This window comes from Thiomonas sp. X19 (assembly GCF_900089495.1).
GTDB lineage: Bacteria > Pseudomonadota > Gammaproteobacteria > Burkholderiales > Burkholderiaceae_C > Thiomonas_A.
Window position 1 is genome coordinate 3,865,070 of the sequence record NZ_LT605203.1, and the last position, 17,987, is coordinate 3,883,056.

At 63.5% G+C, this 17,987-nt stretch carries 15 protein-coding genes and 1 pseudogene; 11 read left to right on the forward strand and 5 right to left on the reverse strand.

Annotated features, from left to right (window positions below; translation table 11 throughout):
- Nucleotides 1-2 precede the first annotated feature (2 nt).
- Nucleotides 3-323: pseudogene (locus tag THIX_RS18810) on the reverse strand (VapC toxin family PIN domain ribonuclease); the annotation flags it as partial.
- Between the two features lie 72 nt (nucleotides 324-395).
- Here THIX_RS18810 and THIX_RS24400 point away from each other — a divergent pair.
- The 8 genes from THIX_RS24400 (at nucleotide 396) to THIX_RS18850 (ending at nucleotide 10,851) form a co-directional block, all read left to right on the forward strand.
- Complete coding sequence (locus tag THIX_RS24400; protein ID WP_233224633.1) at nucleotides 396-590, forward strand: recombinase family protein; 195 nt, start codon at nucleotides 396-398, stop codon at nucleotides 588-590.
- Nucleotides 591-1,077: 487 nt separating this feature from the next.
- Nucleotides 1,078-1,308, forward strand: coding sequence for a hypothetical protein (locus tag THIX_RS18820; RefSeq protein WP_158540957.1), 231 nt, complete (start codon nucleotides 1,078-1,080; stop codon nucleotides 1,306-1,308).
- A gap of 1,230 nt (nucleotides 1,309-2,538) precedes the next feature.
- Nucleotides 2,539-6,735, forward strand: a complete 4,197-nt coding sequence (locus tag THIX_RS18825) for an EAL domain-containing protein (protein ID WP_158540959.1) — start codon at nucleotides 2,539-2,541, stop codon at nucleotides 6,733-6,735.
- A 210-nt stretch (nucleotides 6,736-6,945) separates the two neighbouring features.
- A complete protein-coding gene (locus THIX_RS23615; protein WP_158540960.1) occupies nucleotides 6,946-7,101 on the forward strand; it encodes a hypothetical protein in 156 nt (51 codons plus the stop codon).
- A gap of 374 nt (nucleotides 7,102-7,475) precedes the next feature.
- The gene (locus tag THIX_RS18835) at nucleotides 7,476-8,831 is read left to right on the forward strand and encodes an IS1182-like element ISThsp16 family transposase (RefSeq protein WP_112484377.1); all 1,356 of its coding nucleotides are present in this window, start codon (nucleotides 7,476-7,478) and stop codon (nucleotides 8,829-8,831) included.
- A 380-nt stretch (nucleotides 8,832-9,211) separates the two neighbouring features.
- The gene (locus tag THIX_RS18840; RefSeq protein WP_146748639.1) at nucleotides 9,212-9,457 is read left to right on the forward strand and encodes a hypothetical protein; all 246 of its coding nucleotides are present in this window, start codon (nucleotides 9,212-9,214) and stop codon (nucleotides 9,455-9,457) included.
- Nucleotides 9,458-9,467: 10 nt separating this feature from the next.
- On the forward strand, nucleotides 9,468-10,427 hold the full coding sequence (locus THIX_RS18845) for an FHA domain-containing protein (RefSeq protein ID WP_112487416.1): 960 nt from the start codon (nucleotides 9,468-9,470) through the stop codon (nucleotides 10,425-10,427).
- Nucleotides 10,428-10,449: 22 nt separating this feature from the next.
- Nucleotides 10,450-10,851: a hypothetical protein gene (locus tag THIX_RS18850; RefSeq protein WP_112487417.1), complete on the forward strand. Its 402-nt coding sequence runs from the start codon at nucleotides 10,450-10,452 to the stop codon at nucleotides 10,849-10,851.
- Between the two features lie 197 nt (nucleotides 10,852-11,048).
- Here THIX_RS18850 and THIX_RS18855 read toward each other — a convergent pair whose 3' ends face one another.
- From THIX_RS18855 to THIX_RS18870, 4 genes are all read right to left on the reverse strand, one after another.
- The gene (locus THIX_RS18855; RefSeq protein ID WP_112487418.1) at nucleotides 11,049-11,648 is read right to left on the reverse strand and encodes a c-type cytochrome; all 600 of its coding nucleotides are present in this window, start codon (nucleotides 11,646-11,648) and stop codon (nucleotides 11,049-11,051) included.
- Entirely contained in the window at nucleotides 11,635-12,825 is a 1,191-nt protein-coding gene (gene soxC, locus THIX_RS18860; RefSeq protein ID WP_199195334.1) for a sulfite dehydrogenase, read from the reverse strand. The genes THIX_RS18855 and soxC overlap by 14 nt, the downstream gene beginning before the upstream one ends.
- Nucleotides 12,826-13,555: 730 nt before the next feature.
- Nucleotides 13,556-14,347 carry a GntR family transcriptional regulator gene (locus THIX_RS18865; protein WP_112487419.1) on the reverse strand — a complete coding sequence of 264 codons (792 nt, stop codon included), beginning with the start codon at nucleotides 14,345-14,347 and terminating at the stop codon, nucleotides 13,556-13,558.
- Nucleotides 14,344-16,041 (reverse strand): sigma-54-dependent Fis family transcriptional regulator, encoded by a 1,698-nt coding sequence (locus THIX_RS18870; RefSeq protein ID WP_112488469.1) that lies wholly within the window; start codon nucleotides 16,039-16,041, stop codon nucleotides 14,344-14,346. Before THIX_RS18870 ends, THIX_RS18865 begins: the two co-directional genes overlap by 4 nt.
- Nucleotides 16,042-16,313: 272 nt before the next feature.
- Between THIX_RS18870 and THIX_RS18875 the strand changes: the two genes are divergently transcribed.
- The 3 genes from THIX_RS18875 (at nucleotide 16,314) to THIX_RS18885 (ending at nucleotide 17,971) form a co-directional block, all read left to right on the forward strand.
- Nucleotides 16,314-16,580, forward strand: coding sequence for a phenol hydroxylase subunit (locus THIX_RS18875; protein ID WP_233224634.1), 267 nt, complete (start codon nucleotides 16,314-16,316; stop codon nucleotides 16,578-16,580).
- Nucleotides 16,581-16,666: 86 nt separating this feature from the next.
- On the forward strand, nucleotides 16,667-17,674 hold the full coding sequence (locus THIX_RS18880; protein WP_112487420.1) for an aromatic/alkene monooxygenase hydroxylase subunit beta: 1,008 nt from the start codon (nucleotides 16,667-16,669) through the stop codon (nucleotides 17,672-17,674).
- Nucleotides 17,675-17,701: 27 nt separating this feature from the next.
- A complete protein-coding gene (locus tag THIX_RS18885; RefSeq protein WP_112488471.1) occupies nucleotides 17,702-17,971 on the forward strand; it encodes an MmoB/DmpM family protein in 270 nt (89 codons plus the stop codon).
- Nucleotides 17,972-17,987: the final 16 nt, after the last annotated feature.

Sequence of the window (17,987 nt, forward strand, 5' to 3'; positions counted from 1 at the left end):
TCTCACAAAAGGCGTGCGGATCGCCCCTGTGCGGTCAGCGGCGCGACCGCCTTCCGGTCAAAAGACACAAAGCTTGCCCCGCCGAGCCAGCCCCCCTCATAGGCAATCACACCATCCGTGAAATCGCCGCCCGCCTCAAGCACCGACAGGCCGGCTTCGACGGCAGGCCGGTTCACCCCCACATTCACAACTGCCAGTAGGGTGCGGATCGCGGTCGCCACGTCAGCGGCCTGAAAGCTGTAGACCCTGCGGAGCACCCACACGAACTCGCAGAGACACGGCACGGCGACCGCGATCAATGCGGCATCGGTCAAAACCTGCGCAGGCCGCGGGCTGCAGCCGCCTCTTTGCAGCGAAGGTGTCGGGGGCGCAGCGCGCGCCCGGAATTGGAACGGATGCCGGATCATTTGCGCGCGGGGGATGTGGTGAGTGTGACCCGGCTGGACCGGCTGGCGCGCAGTACCCGGGATTTGCTGGAGATTGCCGCGCGCGTCCAGCGGCCGGGGCGGGCTTGCGCAGTCTGGCGGAGCCCTGGGCGGACACCACGGCGCCGGCCGGACGGATGGTGCTCACCCTGTTTGCCGGAATGACGGAGTTTGAGCCCTGACTCATCCTGGAGCGCACCAGCAGTGGGCGCCCGGGCGGCCCAGGCGCGGGAGGTCCGGTTCGGGCCACCGCCCACGCTCAGCGCGGCGCAGATGGACCATGCGCGCAGCCTGATGGAGCAGAACGGCCGCAGCGCGCGGGAGAGGCGACCGAACTGCTGGGGGTGCATCGCTCAACCTTGTATCGGGCGCTGGCCAGGGACGGTGCTGTCCAAACTGGGGCGTGCACGGCACTTGGTGAGGGTTGCGCGAACCCAGCGTTGGGGGATGGATTCCACGCAGTTTCATGATCTAGGTCATGAAATGGCCATGGACCGGCTCCTGCGGTGGCCTTTCCACCCGAAGACCCCTTAGGATGCTCGCTCCGCTGCGGCTTTGGCATCTCACCTTGGTTGTGGCCTCCGTCGCCAAGTTCCCGGCCATCGTTGCGGCGGACCCTTCCCCCTTCCCCCTTTCCCCTATAGCCATCAACGTGTCCGATCTCTGCGCACACTGGGACGTCCACGGCAATGTTCAGGTCTGGGCGGATGATCGCGTGGTGTCAACCCTGGAGGTCCTGCAGCGCGGCGCGCCGCAATCCCTGCCGTCAGCCGCCGACCGCGTGGAACGTATGGCGCGCGATCCCGCTTACCGTTTCGCCATCCTGGCCCTCGTTCACGGCTGCGTCCAACCCGTCAGGCATGCCGAGCCGCCGGCCTCTTAGCCGCGCATGAATGCGTTCCTCCCCGGCACGGCTCAGCGCGTCCAGTGCTTGAGCCCCGCGCGGAAGATCAAGATGCGTGGGCCTGGAACCCGGTCGGAAGACCGGCGGAAGGGCCGATCCATCCCCGGGTCGATGCTGCACAAAACACGGTGAGCATGGCGTCGCCATGCGCCGGAGTCCACTTCCCCGCGCACCCCGCGATCGAGAGCCCATTGTGTTCACTGCGGCCAAGAAGCTACAGACCCCAACCACGCGCTCCTCACGCATCCGCCTGCTCAGGGAGGGGCTGCTGCTTGTCCTGCCCGCCCTGCTGGTGGTCGTGTGGGGGATATGGGCCGAACGCAATCAATACCACCAGATCCAGGGCCGGGTCGTGCTAGAAGCCCGGCGCGAAGCATCAAGCTACGCGAACGGCATCGCCAATCGCCTTCAGACCCGGTTCACCGAATTGCAGTTTGCCGCCGCCGCCCTGCACGGCCCCGACGCCGACCCGGCATCACCGGACCCCAAAGCCGTGCAATCCCTGCGCCGCCTCATGGCGTGGCATCCTGGGCTTTACGTCGTCAACATCGAAGCGCCCGATGGCGCCGTCCTGTGGTCCACCGAACCGCACAGCCACGCCCCGGCGCTCACGGAACAAGCGCTGACGCCGTTGGCATCCAACCCCAATTTCTTGCTGGGGCCAAGCCGATCCATCGCCCGCGCGAGCGCGCACGTCTTGACCATGAAGTATCGGGTGCAGGATGCGCAAGGACGGACCCGATACTTCGTCAGCGCTCCGTATCGGCTGGATCAACTGCTCGGCGATTCCCGGTTCCCGCTTCCATGGACACTCGCCATGTTCGACGTGCGCAGCAATCGCGTGCTCGGCGTCTGGAAGCAAGGACGGGTGGCCTTCGGCCCCAAGACGGCGCCCTCTGCGGCGGTTCAGATCGCGCTTCCAGGTTACCCGCTGATCGTGGAGGCGAGTTGGCCATCCGGGCTGGTGTGGCAGCGGTATTGGCAGACCGCGCTGATGCGCTGGATCTTCGAGGCGGGGACCATCCTGCTCCTCGGTCTCGTCGCCTTGAGCGTGCGAAGCCAGATTCGCCAACGCGGACTCTATGCCAAGCGTCAACGCCAACTGGCGGAATTCAACGCCATGCTGGCTCAAGTCAATCAGGCGATCGCCCGCGCCGACGACGAGGCGTCCCTGCTCACGACCCTGTGNACCAGATCCAGGGCCGGGTCGTGCTAGAAGCCCGGCGCGAAGCATCAAGCTACGCGAACGGCATCGCCAATCGCCTTCAGACCCGGTTCACCGAATTGCAGTTTGCCGCCGCCGCCCTGCACGGCCCCGACGCCGACCCGGCATCACCGGACCCCAAAGCCGTGCAATCCCTGCGCCGCCTCATGGCGTGGCATCCTGGGCTTTACGTCGTCAACATCGAAGCGCCCGATGGCGCCGTCCTGTGGTCCACCGAACCGCACAGCCACGCCCCGGCGCTCACGGAACAAGCGCTGACGCCGTTGGCATCCAACCCCAATTTCTTGCTGGGGCCAAGCCGATCCATCGCCCGCGCGAGCGCGCACGTCTTGACCATGAAGTATCGGGTGCAGGATGCGCAAGGACGGACCCGATACTTCGTCAGCGCTCCGTATCGGCTGGATCAACTGCTCGGCGATTCCCGGTTCCCGCTTCCATGGACACTCGCCATGTTCGACGTGCGCAGCAATCGCGTGCTCGGCGTCTGGAAGCAAGGACGGGTGGCCTTCGGCCCCAAGACGGCGCCCTCTGCGGCGGTTCAGATCGCGCTTCCAGGTTACCCGCTGATCGTGGAGGCGAGTTGGCCATCCGGGCTGGTGTGGCAGCGGTATTGGCAGACCGCGCTGATGCGCTGGATCTTCGAGGCGGGGACCATCCTGCTCCTCGGTCTCGTCGCCTTGAGCGTGCGAAGCCAGATTCGCCAACGCGGACTCTATGCCAAGCGTCAACGCCAACTGGCGGAATTCAACGCCATGCTGGCTCAAGTCAATCAGGCGATCGCCCGCGCCGACGACGAGGCGTCCCTGCTCACGACCCTGTGTCAGATGACGGTCAAGCTGGCCAACCTCAAGCTGGCCTGGATCGGAAGGCCAGGGGACACGCAAAACGTCGAGGTGCTCGCCGCGGCGAGCAAGGCGCAGGGCAACCTGGACGGACTCGCGGCGACCGGCAGCCCGGGCTTGATGGAAGGCCAGGGGGCGATCGGGCGGGCTTGGCGCGATGGGCAGAGCGTGCGCATCGCGATCGTTGCTTCCACGCGGTCACCGGATCCCCATGCCGAACGTGCAAACCCCTTCGATGTGCGCTCCATGGTCGTTCTGCCCATTCGACGCAGCGGCAGAATGTGGGGGGTGTTCGCGATGTACGGCGGACGCGCCGAACTCTTCGGCGGCATGGCCGAGTCCCTGCTCGACCGGCTGGCATCCGACGTCTCCGGCGGCCTCGATCGCATGGACCTTGCGGAGCGAGCACGTCATGCCGCGCTGTTGCGTGAAGCGCTGTTGGACAACGCTGTCGCGGGCATTGCGCTGACGCGAGGGCGCCGCATCGTCGACGCCAATCCGCGATTCGCGACCCTGCTTGGGTATGCCAGCAAGACGGCATTGATCGGTCAGGCGACCGGCATCCTCTACCCCGATGACAGCGAGTTCGCCCGCGTCAAGTCCCTGTATCCGGATCTCTATGCGACTGGGTCCGTGCAGCTGACGAGCGTACGCCTGCGGTGCCGTGACGGCGGCGTCATCACCTGCGACCTGTCTGGCGGCATCGTGCAGGACATGCAGAACGCCCTCGCCGTCTGGACGGTCGTCGATGTGACGGCGCGGGATCGACTTCAGGCGCAAGTCGAGCACGAGGCGCTGCACGACACGCTCACCGGGCTGCCCAACCGAAGGGCTCTGGAAGCGCATCTACCCAAGGCGATCGCGCGCGCCCATCGCAACGGCACGGCGATGGCTGTCGGCATGATCGATCTGGATGATTTCAAACCTGTCAATGACACCTGGGGCCACGAGGCCGGTGACGCGCTTCTCCAGGAACTGGCCAAGCGGCTGCGGGCCGAGTTGCGCGAATCGGATTGGCTCGCCAGGCTTGGAGGCGATGAGTTCATCGTCGTGATCGAAGATCTGGACGCATGCCAGACGACAGCCCAACTCGCTCGGATTGCCGATCGACTGCATCACGCGGTGGAGACCCCGGTGACCGTCGCCCCGGGGCAGACGGCAACGGTCGGCTTGAGCATGGGGCTGGCACTTTTTCCGACGGATGCCGAGGAGGGCGACGCGCTGATGCGTCTGGCCGATGGCGCGATGTACCAGGCCAAGATGCACAAGCACGGCGGCACGTCCTGGTGGCGCCTGGGAACCGCGAGCGCGGAGGCGCCGGAGCGCGAAACAGCGTTCGATGCCTACGGTCTGGACGCTGCCGCCCTCCTGGATAAAGCCAGGGCGCATTTCGCTGAGGTGGCGGAACATTTTGTCGATACGTTCTATGCCGACCTGGATCGAGAGCCCCATTCCAGGGACATTCTGGCGAATCTGAGCACCCCGGAAATGGCGGCGCTCAAACAACGCCAAGCGGGCCATCTTCGCCTCTTGCTCGCCCCTGAGACGACCCTGGTGGACGTTCAACAGGCAGCACAACATCTCGGCCGCTCCCACGCCCTGGTCGGGGTCAACAGCGCGTTGCTGGTGCATTCCCTGGCCTTGTACCGAAGACTGTTGACGGAACATCTGAACCAGGCCCTTTTGCCGGCACGGGAGCGCTACCGGATTTTGCTGGTCGCCGAAAAACGCCTTCAGGACGACATTCAAACCCAATTGCAGGTTGGTGGTGCGACCATCGGGGCCTATCTCGACGTTCTGGCGACCACACTCCCGAGACATGGACAGTTGTTGGCGGATGTTCGTCCCCTGGAGCTTGCGCTCCTCGCACAACTCCCCGGAGTTCTTGGCGCACTCCTAATGCGCCCGAACACGCTGGGCATTTTCACCGTCGAGGACTGCGCCGGATCGCAATGCGAGGGCATCGCCGCGGTCCTCCGCGCCACCGACTCGCTGGTCGTGATCCATGATCCGGTGGATCCGCGCAGCAGCAGCGTGATCGCCCAAGCCTGGAGACGCTGCGAGATCGTCGGCATGGCGTCTTACGCGCGAGACCCGCGCCATGCCTTTTGGCGCGAGTCTGCACGGGTGCTCGGCCTGCGATCCGTTCTCGCCATTCCGCTGAACGACGCCACTGGCCATGCTGTCGCCGTGCTCGTCCTCTACGGGGCCTATCCCGGTCAATTCGAGTCGGCCGTGATGCGCCAAGTCACGCGCGGAATCCAGCAGCGCTGGGAACAAATCGGGTTGCGCTGCAGCGCGCCCGCGGCGGTCGTGACGCAGGAGCGTGCGGAGATCTTGCGGCAGCAGCTTTTTGCCGGCGGCTTGCGCATGTTCATGCAGCCCATCGTCGATTTGCGCAGCGGCCACTTGATCAAGGTCGAGGCGCTGGCCCGCCTTGAACTGGCTGATGGCCAGATGATTGCTCCCGGGATGTTCCTTCCGATGCTGGGGGAGGCCGAGCTGAGCCGCCTGTTCCGCATGGGGTTGGACAAGGCGCTCGGACATCTCGCCCAGTGGGATGCGCAAGGTCTGCGCATCGGTGTGTCCGTCAACATGCCCCCAAGCGTGCTGCGCGACAGCGAATGCGCCTTGTGGGCCGAGGACAGCCTTCGCCTGCACGGTATTGCGCCGGACCGGCTGACCCTGGAACTGCTGGAGACGCAAGTCCTGGACAGCGGAGCGCAGGACACGGCGCTGTCCCAACTCAAGCGCCTGGGTTGCGAACTCGCCATGGATGATCTGGGTTCCGGCTACAGCAGCTTGCTGCGGCTGACGAGCGTGCCGTTCGACACCATCAAGATCGATCAAGGCCTTCTCATGCGCATCCGCGACAACCCCCTCGAAACCTTGGGCCTGATGGTCACGATCATCCAGATGGGGCGGGATCTTCGCCGGGATGTGGTCGTCGAGGGATTGGAGGATGCCGGGATGATCGAAGCGGCGATGCTCCTGGGGGCGCAATACGGGCAGGGTTTCGGCTTGGCCAAACCCATGCCGCCGGATCAAATCGTGGCATGGTGCGCTTCCCTCCAAGGCCCGGCAAACCCGCTCAAGATTCGGACGTTTCTGGGGGCCTTGGCCTATTCCTGGTTTCAGATGCGGGGAGACGCGTACGGGCAGTCGTTGACGCCGTATCCGGTGGCGGACTTCTTGCATGCGCGCGGCCTCCAGACCAGCCCCGCTGCGCAGTGGCACGCCCAGGTCCACGCGAATCCCGGCGACCTCGACACGGCCCGCAAACTGCTGGACTGGTTGGTTGCACAAGTCCAGCGGGAAGGTCAGCATGCAGGCGCTTGATGGCCTGTCGGACGACCCGGTGAACGCTCCGATTCGGGGCCGCCTCTCGTTCATGCGTTTCTGGGGGTGGCCACTCGAATGGCGGAGGGCTGTTGTTCACGCGCGCAACGATGCCAGGTGTCGTTGCGATTTGCGCGCCCCTGCCCCTGGCCTGCACCTGCCCAAGTTGCTGACGCGTTTGAGCGCCGGTCGCGCGCTGCAGTTCTGGCCATGATCGATCTCGACCACAACGCAACCACCCCCGTGGCAGACGAAGTCATTCAGGAGATGCAGGACATGTTCGAACGCGTCTGCGCCAATCCCTCGTCGGCCCGCGGCCCGGGCCAGGCGGCGCGGCGCGTGCTGGCCGCGCGAGGAACTGGCTGAAATTGGGGGTGATCGCCGCGTCGGGCTCGGCCTGCTGCGCTGGCGGGGATCCGCCATCCCATGTGCTGCTGGCGCAAGGCGAGAGTCCACAGCACGCGCGTTGCGCGGTCCGGTTTTCGCTCGGGCGCCGAACCACATCCGCGGAGATTGACGCGGCACTGTCGGCCGCACCAAGACGCATCAACCGCAACAATCCGTGGAAACCAGACATTGACGCCTTTTTTGTCGCTGTGTCACGACACCCGTCAAGCTATTTTGATTTGCATCAAATTCATCACACATGGGACTTCCTAGGAGACTGTCGGACTTTGCGGTCTTCCGGATGAAGACGCTATCCGAGACAATTGCTGCTGCACAACCGAGAGCCCGAGCCGATGAGCCGCTTCGTCCCTGTTGACCGAGACACCGCATATCTGTTGCCACCGTCGGTGGACGAATGGCTGCCCACTGATCACTTGGCGCGCTTCGTGGTCGAAGTCATCGAGCAGCTTGATCTGGGCGATCTGGCCCGACAGTACGCAGGCCGGGGCTCGGCGGCGCACCATCCGGCGGTGCTGCTGGGCCTGCTGATCTACGGCTACGCCAACGGCGTGCACTCCAGCCGCAAGATCGAGCGGGCGACCTACGACTCGGTGGCGTTCCGCTTTGTTGCGGCCAATACCCACCCCGATCACGACACGCTGGCGACGTTCCGCCGCCGCTTCTTGAAGGAGGTGGAGGCACTGTTCGTGCAGGTGCTGGTTCTGGCGCGCGAGATGAAGCTGCTCAAGCTCGGACACATCGCGCTGGATGGCACCAAGATCGACGCCAACGCCAGCAAGCACAAGGCCTTGTCGTGGGCTCATGCCAACAAGATCGAGGCGCAGCTGCGCCAGGAAGTACAAACGCTGCTGGCGCTGGCAGAGAACAGCGACCGCGCGACGGTACCCGACGGCATGGATGTGCCGGCGGAGATCGCCCTGCGTGCAGATCGCTTGAGCGCAATCGCGCAGGCCAAGGCCAAGATCGAGCAGCGCGCCAGCGAACGCCATCAGGTCGAGCAGCAGGAGTACGAGGCCAAGACCGCCAAGCGCCAAGCCCAGCGCGAGGCGGGCAAGAAGCCGCGCGGCAAGGACCCTGAGCCGCCAGAGGCCGGCCCCCGGAGCAGCGATCAGGTCAACCTCACGGATGAAGAGTCGCGCATCATGCCCGTGTCGGGTGGGGGCTTCGAGCAAAGCTACAACGCACAAGCCGGCGTGGACATCGCGACGATGATGGTGATCACCCAGCATGTGAGCCAGGCATCCAACGACAAGCGCGAAGTTGTGCCTACGCTGCAGCAGATCCAAGCGTTACCCGCGGTGCTGGGCGAGGTGCACACGCTCATCACGGACAACGGCTTCTTCAGCCAAGCCAACGTGATCGCGTGCAACGACGCGGGTATCGAGCCGCTGCTGGCGCTCAAGCGGGAGTCGCATCACACGCCGGTGATGGGGCGCTTTGCACCCGATGTGCCCGAGCCCCAGACGACGGATCCGCTCGTGCAGATGGCACACCGCCTGGGCACGCAAGCAGGCCGAGCCCTGTACGGCCTGCGCAAGCAGACAGTGGAGCCGGTGTTCGGCATCATCAAGCAAGTGATGGGTTGGCGCCAGATGAGCATGCGCGGGCTGGCCAAGGCACAAGGCGAATGGAGCTTGGTGACCATGGCTTGGAACATCAAGCGCATGCACGTCCTGCGAGCCGCGTGAGGGCAATAGTGCGCCCCGACCACGCCAAAACCGAGTCCCCAGGCCGCCCCATGTGCCCTCACAGTGTCTCGCCAACCATCGAGAGCGTTCGATCAGCGCGCCGCTGTCAAAAAAAACGCGTCGCACTGATCAATCGGATTCGCTCGGGTTCAAGTCCGACAGCCTCCTAGGCTTCGCGTAACACATGAAGAAAGAGCGCTTCCCTGATGACCCCGATCAAGCCACGGATTGACGCCGAAAATCGATCTTCGGCAAAGACTTCAAGCCAGCGGTTGGATGGCTGGCTTGCCGAGGTCGATGCGTTGTTGCAGGACCCTCGCGGCCGGTTTCGACCGCGGACCCTGGTGCTCATTGATGCGCAGCGCCCTGAGTCTGATCGCTTGGTCATGCAAGTCGGGCTGGACGAGCAGGGCCACATCAACGTGGCCACAGCCGAGGCACTGTCCGCCGCCACGTCCTACTGGATCGAAGCCATCCCTGGCGCATCCGACGTTCCCGAGGGGCTGTATGTCCTGGAAGGCACGCGACTCGGGCATCGCCCCGATGACGTCGCAACGCCGTGCTGGATCAATACGCTCGTCCCCGCCGATCTGACCGCCGGCACCCCTGCCGCGACGTCACGGTAGGAGCAGACCCATGTTCGAAAAATGGCGAGGTCTGCGTCCGGCCTCTGTGCTGGTGGCGCTGAGTGCGCAGATCCCGGCCACGCATGCGCTGTTCGTGCTCATGGGTGAAACCAAGGCCCTCGCCTTCATGGAACGGACCATCAACCGCCTCGCGCACCGTGCCGCCGCCGCATCCGGGCTTGTCGTCCACATGGATTCCACCTCCCTGCTCGTCTTGTTCGAGCAAGCCGAGCAGGCTTTGCAGGCGGCAAGCGCCATGCGCCTGCACCTGGACCAATGGTGTCAGAACTTCGATGCGCACCTGCGACTCGACCTGGACATGGGGCTGAGTTGTGGTGCCGTGCTGTGCCGCCCGCCGACCTACGAGGGAGAAACCCTGCTCCGCGCCGTCTCCTTGGCCACAGGGGCGAGCGACGGGCAGACTCTGCTCGACGAAGCCGTCGTAGCCCGCCTGCCCGAGACGCTCGTCAGCCAACTCCAGCCTGCCGCCGCAGCGGATACCGACGGCGTGCGGGCTTGGATGGTCGCTTGCACCCAAGCGCCGGGAACGCCGCGCGCCGCACCCCTGTGGCTCAACCTGCGCAGTCCCGATGGGCGTGTGAACATGACCTTCACCCCGGGACGCCCCATCCGCATCGGCAGGGATCCGCGCGCCGACGTGGTTCTGCGAACGGCCGTCATCTCCCGCCAGCATGTGGTCATTGCCTGGCGTCATGGGTCCTACACGCTCTCCGACACCAGCCGCAATGGGACCTGGTTGCAAACCGGGCTGACGGGAGCGGTCACGCGCATCGCCCATAACGTGGGCCTGCTCGGCGGGGCTGGATCGTTGCGTCTGGGGAGGGAGCCTCAAGCCTGTCGGCCGCCCGACCTTCTGTTCAGTGTCACACCGCCACCGGATGGGCATGACCCGGCGCTGGACCCATCCGGGTCCGGCGAGTCCTTTGCATCGACCGGCCCGTTCGCATGACCGGCCCACCCCCCGTGTCGCCATGACCCGCCGTTTCAACGATCCGACAAGCAAACTCGTGGACGTCGATTGGGACGACCCCCGCCTACAGGACCTGTTGCGAAAGATCGAAGGCCTACGCCTGGACAACCGCGGCACCTTCAAGGCCAGGCCTGTGCGGCTGCACTTGGGCTGGCACGTCACCTCCGGCCCTGACTCCCCGGGGATCCCCGTCACCATGGTGGGAGATTCCGGCCCTGGTGGTCTCGTGATCAAGACCGATTTTCCGCTGCAGCCGGGCGAGCCCGTGACCCTGGACCGAATGCTCGCCACGGGCGTCGGCAGTCTGCTGCAGTGCGACGTCGAGCGGTGCAAGTCCGGCTCGCGCCCCGAGGATCAGGGGCACGGCGTGTTCATCAGTTGGCTGCGCGCGCACAGGCCCTAGTTGAAGCCAGCCGGCTGCAGAGCCAACGCTGATGCGGGTTTCGTGAGATTCATGGGTGTCCACGGTCGACGCGTCGGGAACGGAGCCCCAGCACGCCCAAGCGTCCTCCCCACAGTGCAGGCTCGCTGCCGTCATGTGGAGGGGCTCGAAGCCAGCGGCAAGTGAGCACGTCCACACACCAGGTCCAGTTGCTCCACTTACGGACCTGAGACCGAATAGTTCGCAACGTTGTCTGTCTCTGGCTCTGGCCTCGAGTAGAAGCCATCGCGATTGGGCATCTTCACAGCTGGCAACGTCTGGGCATTCATCACGGCGTCGTTCGGAATGATCCCGTTCTTGGCCAAAATAAAAGCCGTCAAGGCATAAACCTGGTCGCCGGTCAGTGATTGCGGCTTGGTGAATGGCATGGCGCGGCGGATGTAGTCGAACAGACCGGTCGCATAAGGCCAGAAATTTCCAACCGTCTTCACTGGGGCATCCGTCGTGATGGTCCCAATGCCACCGACAAGGCGTGGAAACATGCCGCGCCCTGGGACAGCCATGCCCTGGCCTTCGGCCCCATGGCAAGCTGCGCACTGCGCCGCATACAACTTGGAACCTTCCGCCGGTGTGCCACGTCCAGACGGCAATCCCGCACCGCCAGGCACCACGTCAAGATTCCAGCCGGCGATTTGCGCCTGCGTTGCGGGCGTGCCAAAAGCCAGTGACGCATGGTCGTGGGCAGCCGACGCATTCGCCATCGAAAGGCCGACGACAGCCACTGCTGACGCCCCGATGAAGCCTTTACGCGTGAACATTGCTCACCTCCCCATTGGCAGCGACCTTCCAGCTTTGGATGCCGTTCATGTGATAGACCGAGTTGTAGCCACGGGCGGCGACGAGTTGGTCGATGGTCGGCTGCACATAGCCGGTTTCATCGACACATCGGCTTTGCAGAGTTGCGGGCGCGCCACTCCACTGCCAGTCCAGCCGGAATCGGGTCAGGCAACGCGACTGCACGGGGCCCTGCAGCGCAGCCTGCCGCCAGGTCCGCCCAGCGTCGGTGGAGACGTCAACCCGACTGACGCGGCCGTTGCCTGACCAGGCCAACCCAGAGATTTGGTGGTAGCCGGGCTGTTGCAGTTTCATGTCGGCCGATGGGTAGGTGATGACCGACTTGGCTTCCATGATGAAGTTGAACTGGCGTGCCTTGCCGTTTTTCATCAACTCGGTGTAGTAGGCGGTTTCCTCATAGGTCTCGAACGGTGCGGAGCCAAACTTCAGACGCCGCAGCCACTTGATGTTCATGTTCCCCTCATAACCGGGCAATAACAGGCGCAAGGGGTAGCCTTGGGAGGGGCGCAGCATTTCACCGTTCTGCGCATAGGCGAGGATGGCATCTTCCCAGAGCTTCTGCACCGGAATGCTGCGATCCATGGCTGCGGCATCCGCGCCTTCGGCCAACGCCCATGTCGCCTTCGGATCGACGCCGACTTCGTCGAGGATGGCGGCAAGCGGCACACCCGTCCACTCGGCGCAACTCAACAGCCCATGGGTGTACTGCACATTTTTCCCGATGGGTTTTCTCCACTCGGTCAAGGTGTTGCCGGAGCACTCCAGGAAGTGAAACCGGGAGACGCTGGGATAGCGCATCAAATCGTCCATGGTCAGGACGATGGGGCGTTTGACCATCCCCTCGATCAGCAGCCGGTGCTGCGATGGGTGGATGTCTGGAACGCCGGCATGGAGCCTCTCGAAATGCAGCCCGTTCGGCGTCACAGTGCCCTGCAGATACTGCAGCGGCGTGAAGTTCCAGGAGGACAACTCGGTGGGTGTGAGATGCGTCGGAACCCGGACCACCGCTTTTTCATAGGGAGATGGATGGCCATAAGGCGTCAAAGGGCGCCCCTGCTCCTGCATCCACGGTGGGACGTTGGGTGGCAGATCGGCTGGGTTGGGGGGCTGCTCTTCCCATCCACCGCGATTGTTGAGCATTGCCGCATTCGTCTCTGCGGAGGCAGCCCTGCCGGTCAGAAGGGTTCCAGCTCCGAGTGCGGCCGTGGCGATGCTGGATAGCGCGGTACGCCTCGTCACCTTTGCCGATGGTTGTGTCACTTGAGTCTCCTCGATGGCATGTTGTTTTGATGGCTGAGCCGCTTTCACAGTAGGCCAACCGGAATGACCGCGCAAGTACAACGCCCTCGGGGGAAACCCGACCTTTCGGCGCTGGATTCGAAGCGTCTGTCACCAGGAACGGTGCGCCGCCGCAAGCGCGTATGCCAGTCATGCCTCTGGTCAACTGCGCGCGTAGGTGAAGCCGGCCAGTTCTCCATGGCAGTGTCGATCGGGAGCGAGGCCGGCTGCACCGCCGCCGCCTCGCCCCCACGCCGAGCGCGCCCACCCCACCGACGAACACCTGCTGCCGCGGTTCTGACGCTGGGTGTCGAGGAAATAAGGCCAGCCCCCGTCATCTCGAAGGCGCAGTGCACGACGGCATGCCGAGCATGGATGCGCGACTCTTCACCTGAACGAGCCCTCATTGCCGCTCGGCATATCCTCCTCATCGTTGACCACCGCACCATGTCCACACCCCTGATCGTCGTCGGGCCCAAAGGCCAATCGTCTTCGCCACTCCGACGCGCTTCGGCAATCTGTGCGGCAGACGCACGACTTCCTCCACCAGCATGGCGGCCAGAAAACAACCATCACAATCTCCACATCAGGATCACTGCACTGTATTGAGCAAGCATTGAGTTCCCTCCGGCGCGTTTTGCAGGATGGCCAGGGTCGTGCTGATGTGGTCTTCCAGGGCCAGTGCTGCGCGGGCGTCGGCTCTGCGCATGGCCGCCTCGAAAATCTCGCGGTGTTCGCGGTGGACATCCCGATGACTGTCTTGCAGGCCAATCGAAAGTCGGCGGTAGCGTTCACCGTGCTGCGACAGGATGCGCAACATCAGGTAGGTCCAGGGTGAGGCCGCGGCCGAAATCAGGTCTTCATGGAACCGTCGATTGCACACTTCCCAGGCGGGGCGTTTGTCGATGGAGATGGGTTGCTCATAGGCCGACAAGCGTTCGTAGCTCTCACGCACACGCATCTCCCAGACCTTGTCGCCATGGCGTACGGATTCGCGCAGGGCATCAACCTCGATGTGGATGCGCAATCGGGTGATGTCTTCGAGGTCGGCGAGTGACATCGGCGTGACCCGAAAACCACGCTGGCCTTCGGCGATCACCAAGGCATCGCTGACCAGTCGTGTCAAGGCTTCGCGCAGGGTTCCGGCGCCGACGCCGTAGACGTCTTTGAGATGCTCGACGCGCAGCTTGCTTCCAGGGGGATACTGCCCCTCGATGATGTGCTGGCGCAACTGCAAATAGGCTTGTTCGGCCAGGGTCCGCGCTGGCGATGCGCAGAGCCTGTCGATGGCGGCGATTTCTGCGCTTGCACCATCCGCCAGAGCCAGGAGTTCACGCCCTGCAAATGCCTGTTGCAAAGGGTGAGGTCGTGTGGGTGTATTCATGGTTGCGGGGCCTCCCTGCCTGGTTTGCTGCCGAGGCGATAACTGAGTTGTGCCCGGGTCAGACCGAGCAAGCGTGCCGCGGCCGACAGATTGCCCTTGGTACGGCTTACCGCCTCTTGCAACAGGGCGCGCTCGAGCCCATCGAGCCCTTCCCCGCAGTTTTGGATCTGGTCGAGCAGGGAATGACAGTCCATTGTGCTGGCGTGGCGGTGAACGAGTTCGCCCTGGGGATTGACGGATGCACCGAGGGGCGGTGTCATGCCGGGGAAGAGATCGCATGCATCGACCGCCTGATTCGGCTTGGACAGGATGACGGCGCGCTCGACCAGGTTCTCCAGTTCGCGCACGTTACCCGGCCAGGCATAGTTGCGCATCGCATCGAAGGCATGGTCGGTGAGCATGGGACGTGGCTTGTTATGCAGCAGCGCAAAACGCTCCAGCATGCTTTGCGCCAGCGGCTCGATGTCGTCGTGGCGCTCGCGCAGCGGTGGGATCAGGACCGGGTAGACGTTGATGCGGTAGTACAAGTCTGCGCGAAAGCGCCCCTCGCGTACGGCCTGTTCCATATCCTGGTTGGTCGCCGCGACCAGCCGCACATCGACCTTGCGGCTTTGGGTCGAACCCAGGCGCTCGACTTCGCCTTCCTGGATGACGCGCAAAAGCTTGGCTTGGGCCTGCAGAGGCAATTCGCCGATTTCATCGAGGAACAGGGTGCCGCCGTCGGCGCGTTCGAAACGGCCGGCGCGGTTTGCTTGCGACCCTGTATAGGCGCCTTTCTCAGCGCCGAACAACTCGGACTCGATCAGATCGTGGGGAATGGCCGCGCAGTTGATCGCGACGAAAGGCTTGTCAGCACGGCTACTCAGCGCATGCAGAGCGCGTGCGAAGCGCTCCTTGCCGACGCCGGTTTCCCCGGTGAGCAGAACGGTCACCTGGGTGGGGGCAGCCGTGCGCAGCAACTCATAAGCAGCCTTGAATGCCTCCGACTGGCCGATCAGGGCAGACTTGTTGTCTACCGGGGTTATTTCCTGGCGCAAGGACTCCACCTGGGTCTGCAGATCCTGAATCGTCGACAGCAGGGATTCGGGCTTGAAGTACGAGGCCAGTTCTTCCGCGTCTGGCCACTCCTCCTGCGGTCTGCCGACGATGTGGCAATGCCCGTCACCACAACCCACGCAGGACGTCTCCTTGTAAAGGATGGGTCGCCCCATGAAGGCGCTGGTGTAGCCCGAGGCGTACCCGATCAGCATCCAGCACACGGGGACTTCTTGCACGCCGAAGTCCCGTTTGTGGACCTCTGCCTCCCACGAGTGATCCCAGCGGAACTCACCTTGGAAATGGCCGGTTTGCACATCCGATTCAAACCGCAGGGGGGTGACCTGGACCGCGCCTTCGAGCATGTGCAGCTGCGGCCCGACGGCGAACATGTCGTAGAGGGACGACTTGCCTCGAATCTGCCGGGCCAGGGCAGCGTCGCGCTCACCCGCGGCGAACCCTGCGCGGGTGAAATACCGGCGGGTTTGCTGCGGCCCCACGCTTTCCATCAATTCTTTGCGCAGCGCGCCAAGCGCCGCGGCGTGGATCAGCACCATGCGTTGTCCCGCCAGCCAGATGCGGCCATCTCCGGCTGAAAAATGAATCAGCCGCCGCAAGTCGGCGTCAGAGGGCAAAGGCGGAAGGTGATGCTTGGCCATATCGTTTCCATCGAGATTTTTGCAATTCATCTCCGGGGGGTCAAACATACCCGTGATTTCATGAAACCGTCAATTCGTTCAGTGCGGCCTTGATGAAATCGTTAAAAACAAACTCAATCAATACGCTGCAATATGCTGCATTGCAACAAGAAGAGTGGTCATTGATCCGTAAAAACCCTTGTAGAGCCTGCAAGCAGGATGTGGCTAGTGGATAAGTGGTTGGTGTTTTCCCTTAAATATCGAGATTTTTTGGATGAACGACGTCTTCCGGCATGGTTGATGCTTGTGTTGTAGCCATGAAGGAGATGCGAGTCATGCGCAACCAATCAGTATTCGAGCAGCCCATCGCATTCGATCCGAACGACCGGTTCGTCAAGGTCACACAAATCAACCCGCAAGGTTTCGTGGAGTTCGAGTTTTCGATTGGTACGCCGGAGTTGAGCGTCGAACTGATGTTGCGCCCTGCGGCCTTCGAAGAATTCTGCCTTGCGCAAAAAGTGTCGCGGCTCGACGCCTTCGGCAGTTTCGCCAGGCACTGATGCTTTGCCAACGGGATTGGCAAGTCTGCAGCGCAGACCAAGTCTGACGTTCTTGCGAGCAGTTCTATCACCCAAAGGAGCAATCGATGACTGTCGATCTGAAGACTAGAGAAATCAAGCCACTGCGCCAGACCTATGCCCACGTAGCCCAGTACATCGGTGGCGATAAGACCGCATCGCGCTACCAGGAAGGCACGATGGGCGCGCAGCCGGCGGCCAATTTTCACTACCGGCCGACCTGGGATCCCGAGCACGAACTGTTCGACGCATCACGCACGGCGATCCAGATGAGCAACTGGTATGCGCTGAAAGATCCGCGCCAGTTCTATTACGCCTCATGGACCATGACCCGTGCGCGCCAGCAGGACGCCATGGAATCGAACTTCGAATTTGTCGAGTCCCGCGGCATGATCGATCTCATTCCTGCCGAAGTCAGGCAGCAGGCGCTGTCGGTTCTGGTCCCTCTGCGCCACGCGGCGTGGGGTGCGAACATGAACAACTCGCAAATCTGCGCCACGGGCTACGGAACAGCCTTCACCGCCCCGGCCATGTTCCATGCCATGGACAACCTGAGTGTGGCGCAGTACCTGACGCGTCTGGCGCTGGCCATGTCCGGTCCAGACCTTCTCGACGAAGCCAAGCAGGCTTGGCTGACCGGCCCCGCGTGGCAATCCCTGCGCCGCTATGTCGAGGACACGCTGGTGCTGCAAGACCCGGTTGAGTTATTCATGGCCCAGAACTTGGCTCTTGACGGGCTTCTGTACCCGCTCATTTACGACACCTTCATCGACGACCACATCGCCCTCAAAGGCGGCAGTGCCGTAGCCCTGCTCACCGCCTTCATGCCCGAGTGGCACGACGAATCCAGCCGGTGGGTCGATGCCGTGGTGAAAACCATGGCGGCCGAGTCGGAAGACAACAAGGCACTGCTCACGCGCTGGCTGCGCAATTGGGAGGAGCAGGCAGCCAGCGCCTTGCTGCCGATCGCCGAGATGGCGCTTCCCGGCACCGGCCGCGTTGCGCTCGACGATGCGCGTCAGCAATTGCGCGCCCGTCTCGGAAAATCGGGCGTCGCGCTGGCCCCCGCCATCTAGCAGTCGTTCAGCATCCAAGGAATGTCCATGTCAAACGTATTCATCGCCTTTCAGGTCAACGAAGAGTCGCGCCCCGTGGTGGAGGCCATCATGGCCGACAACCCCAACGCCGTCGCAGTCGAGTCACCGGGCATGGTGAAGATCGATGCCCCCGGGCATCTGACGATCAAGCGCCAGAGCATCGAGGATCGCACCGGCGCACGCTTCGACCTGCAGCAAATCCACATCAACCTCATCACCTTGTCCGGCCACATCGACGAGGACGACGACCAGTTCACGCTGAGCTGGAAACACTGAACACCCCAAGGAGATC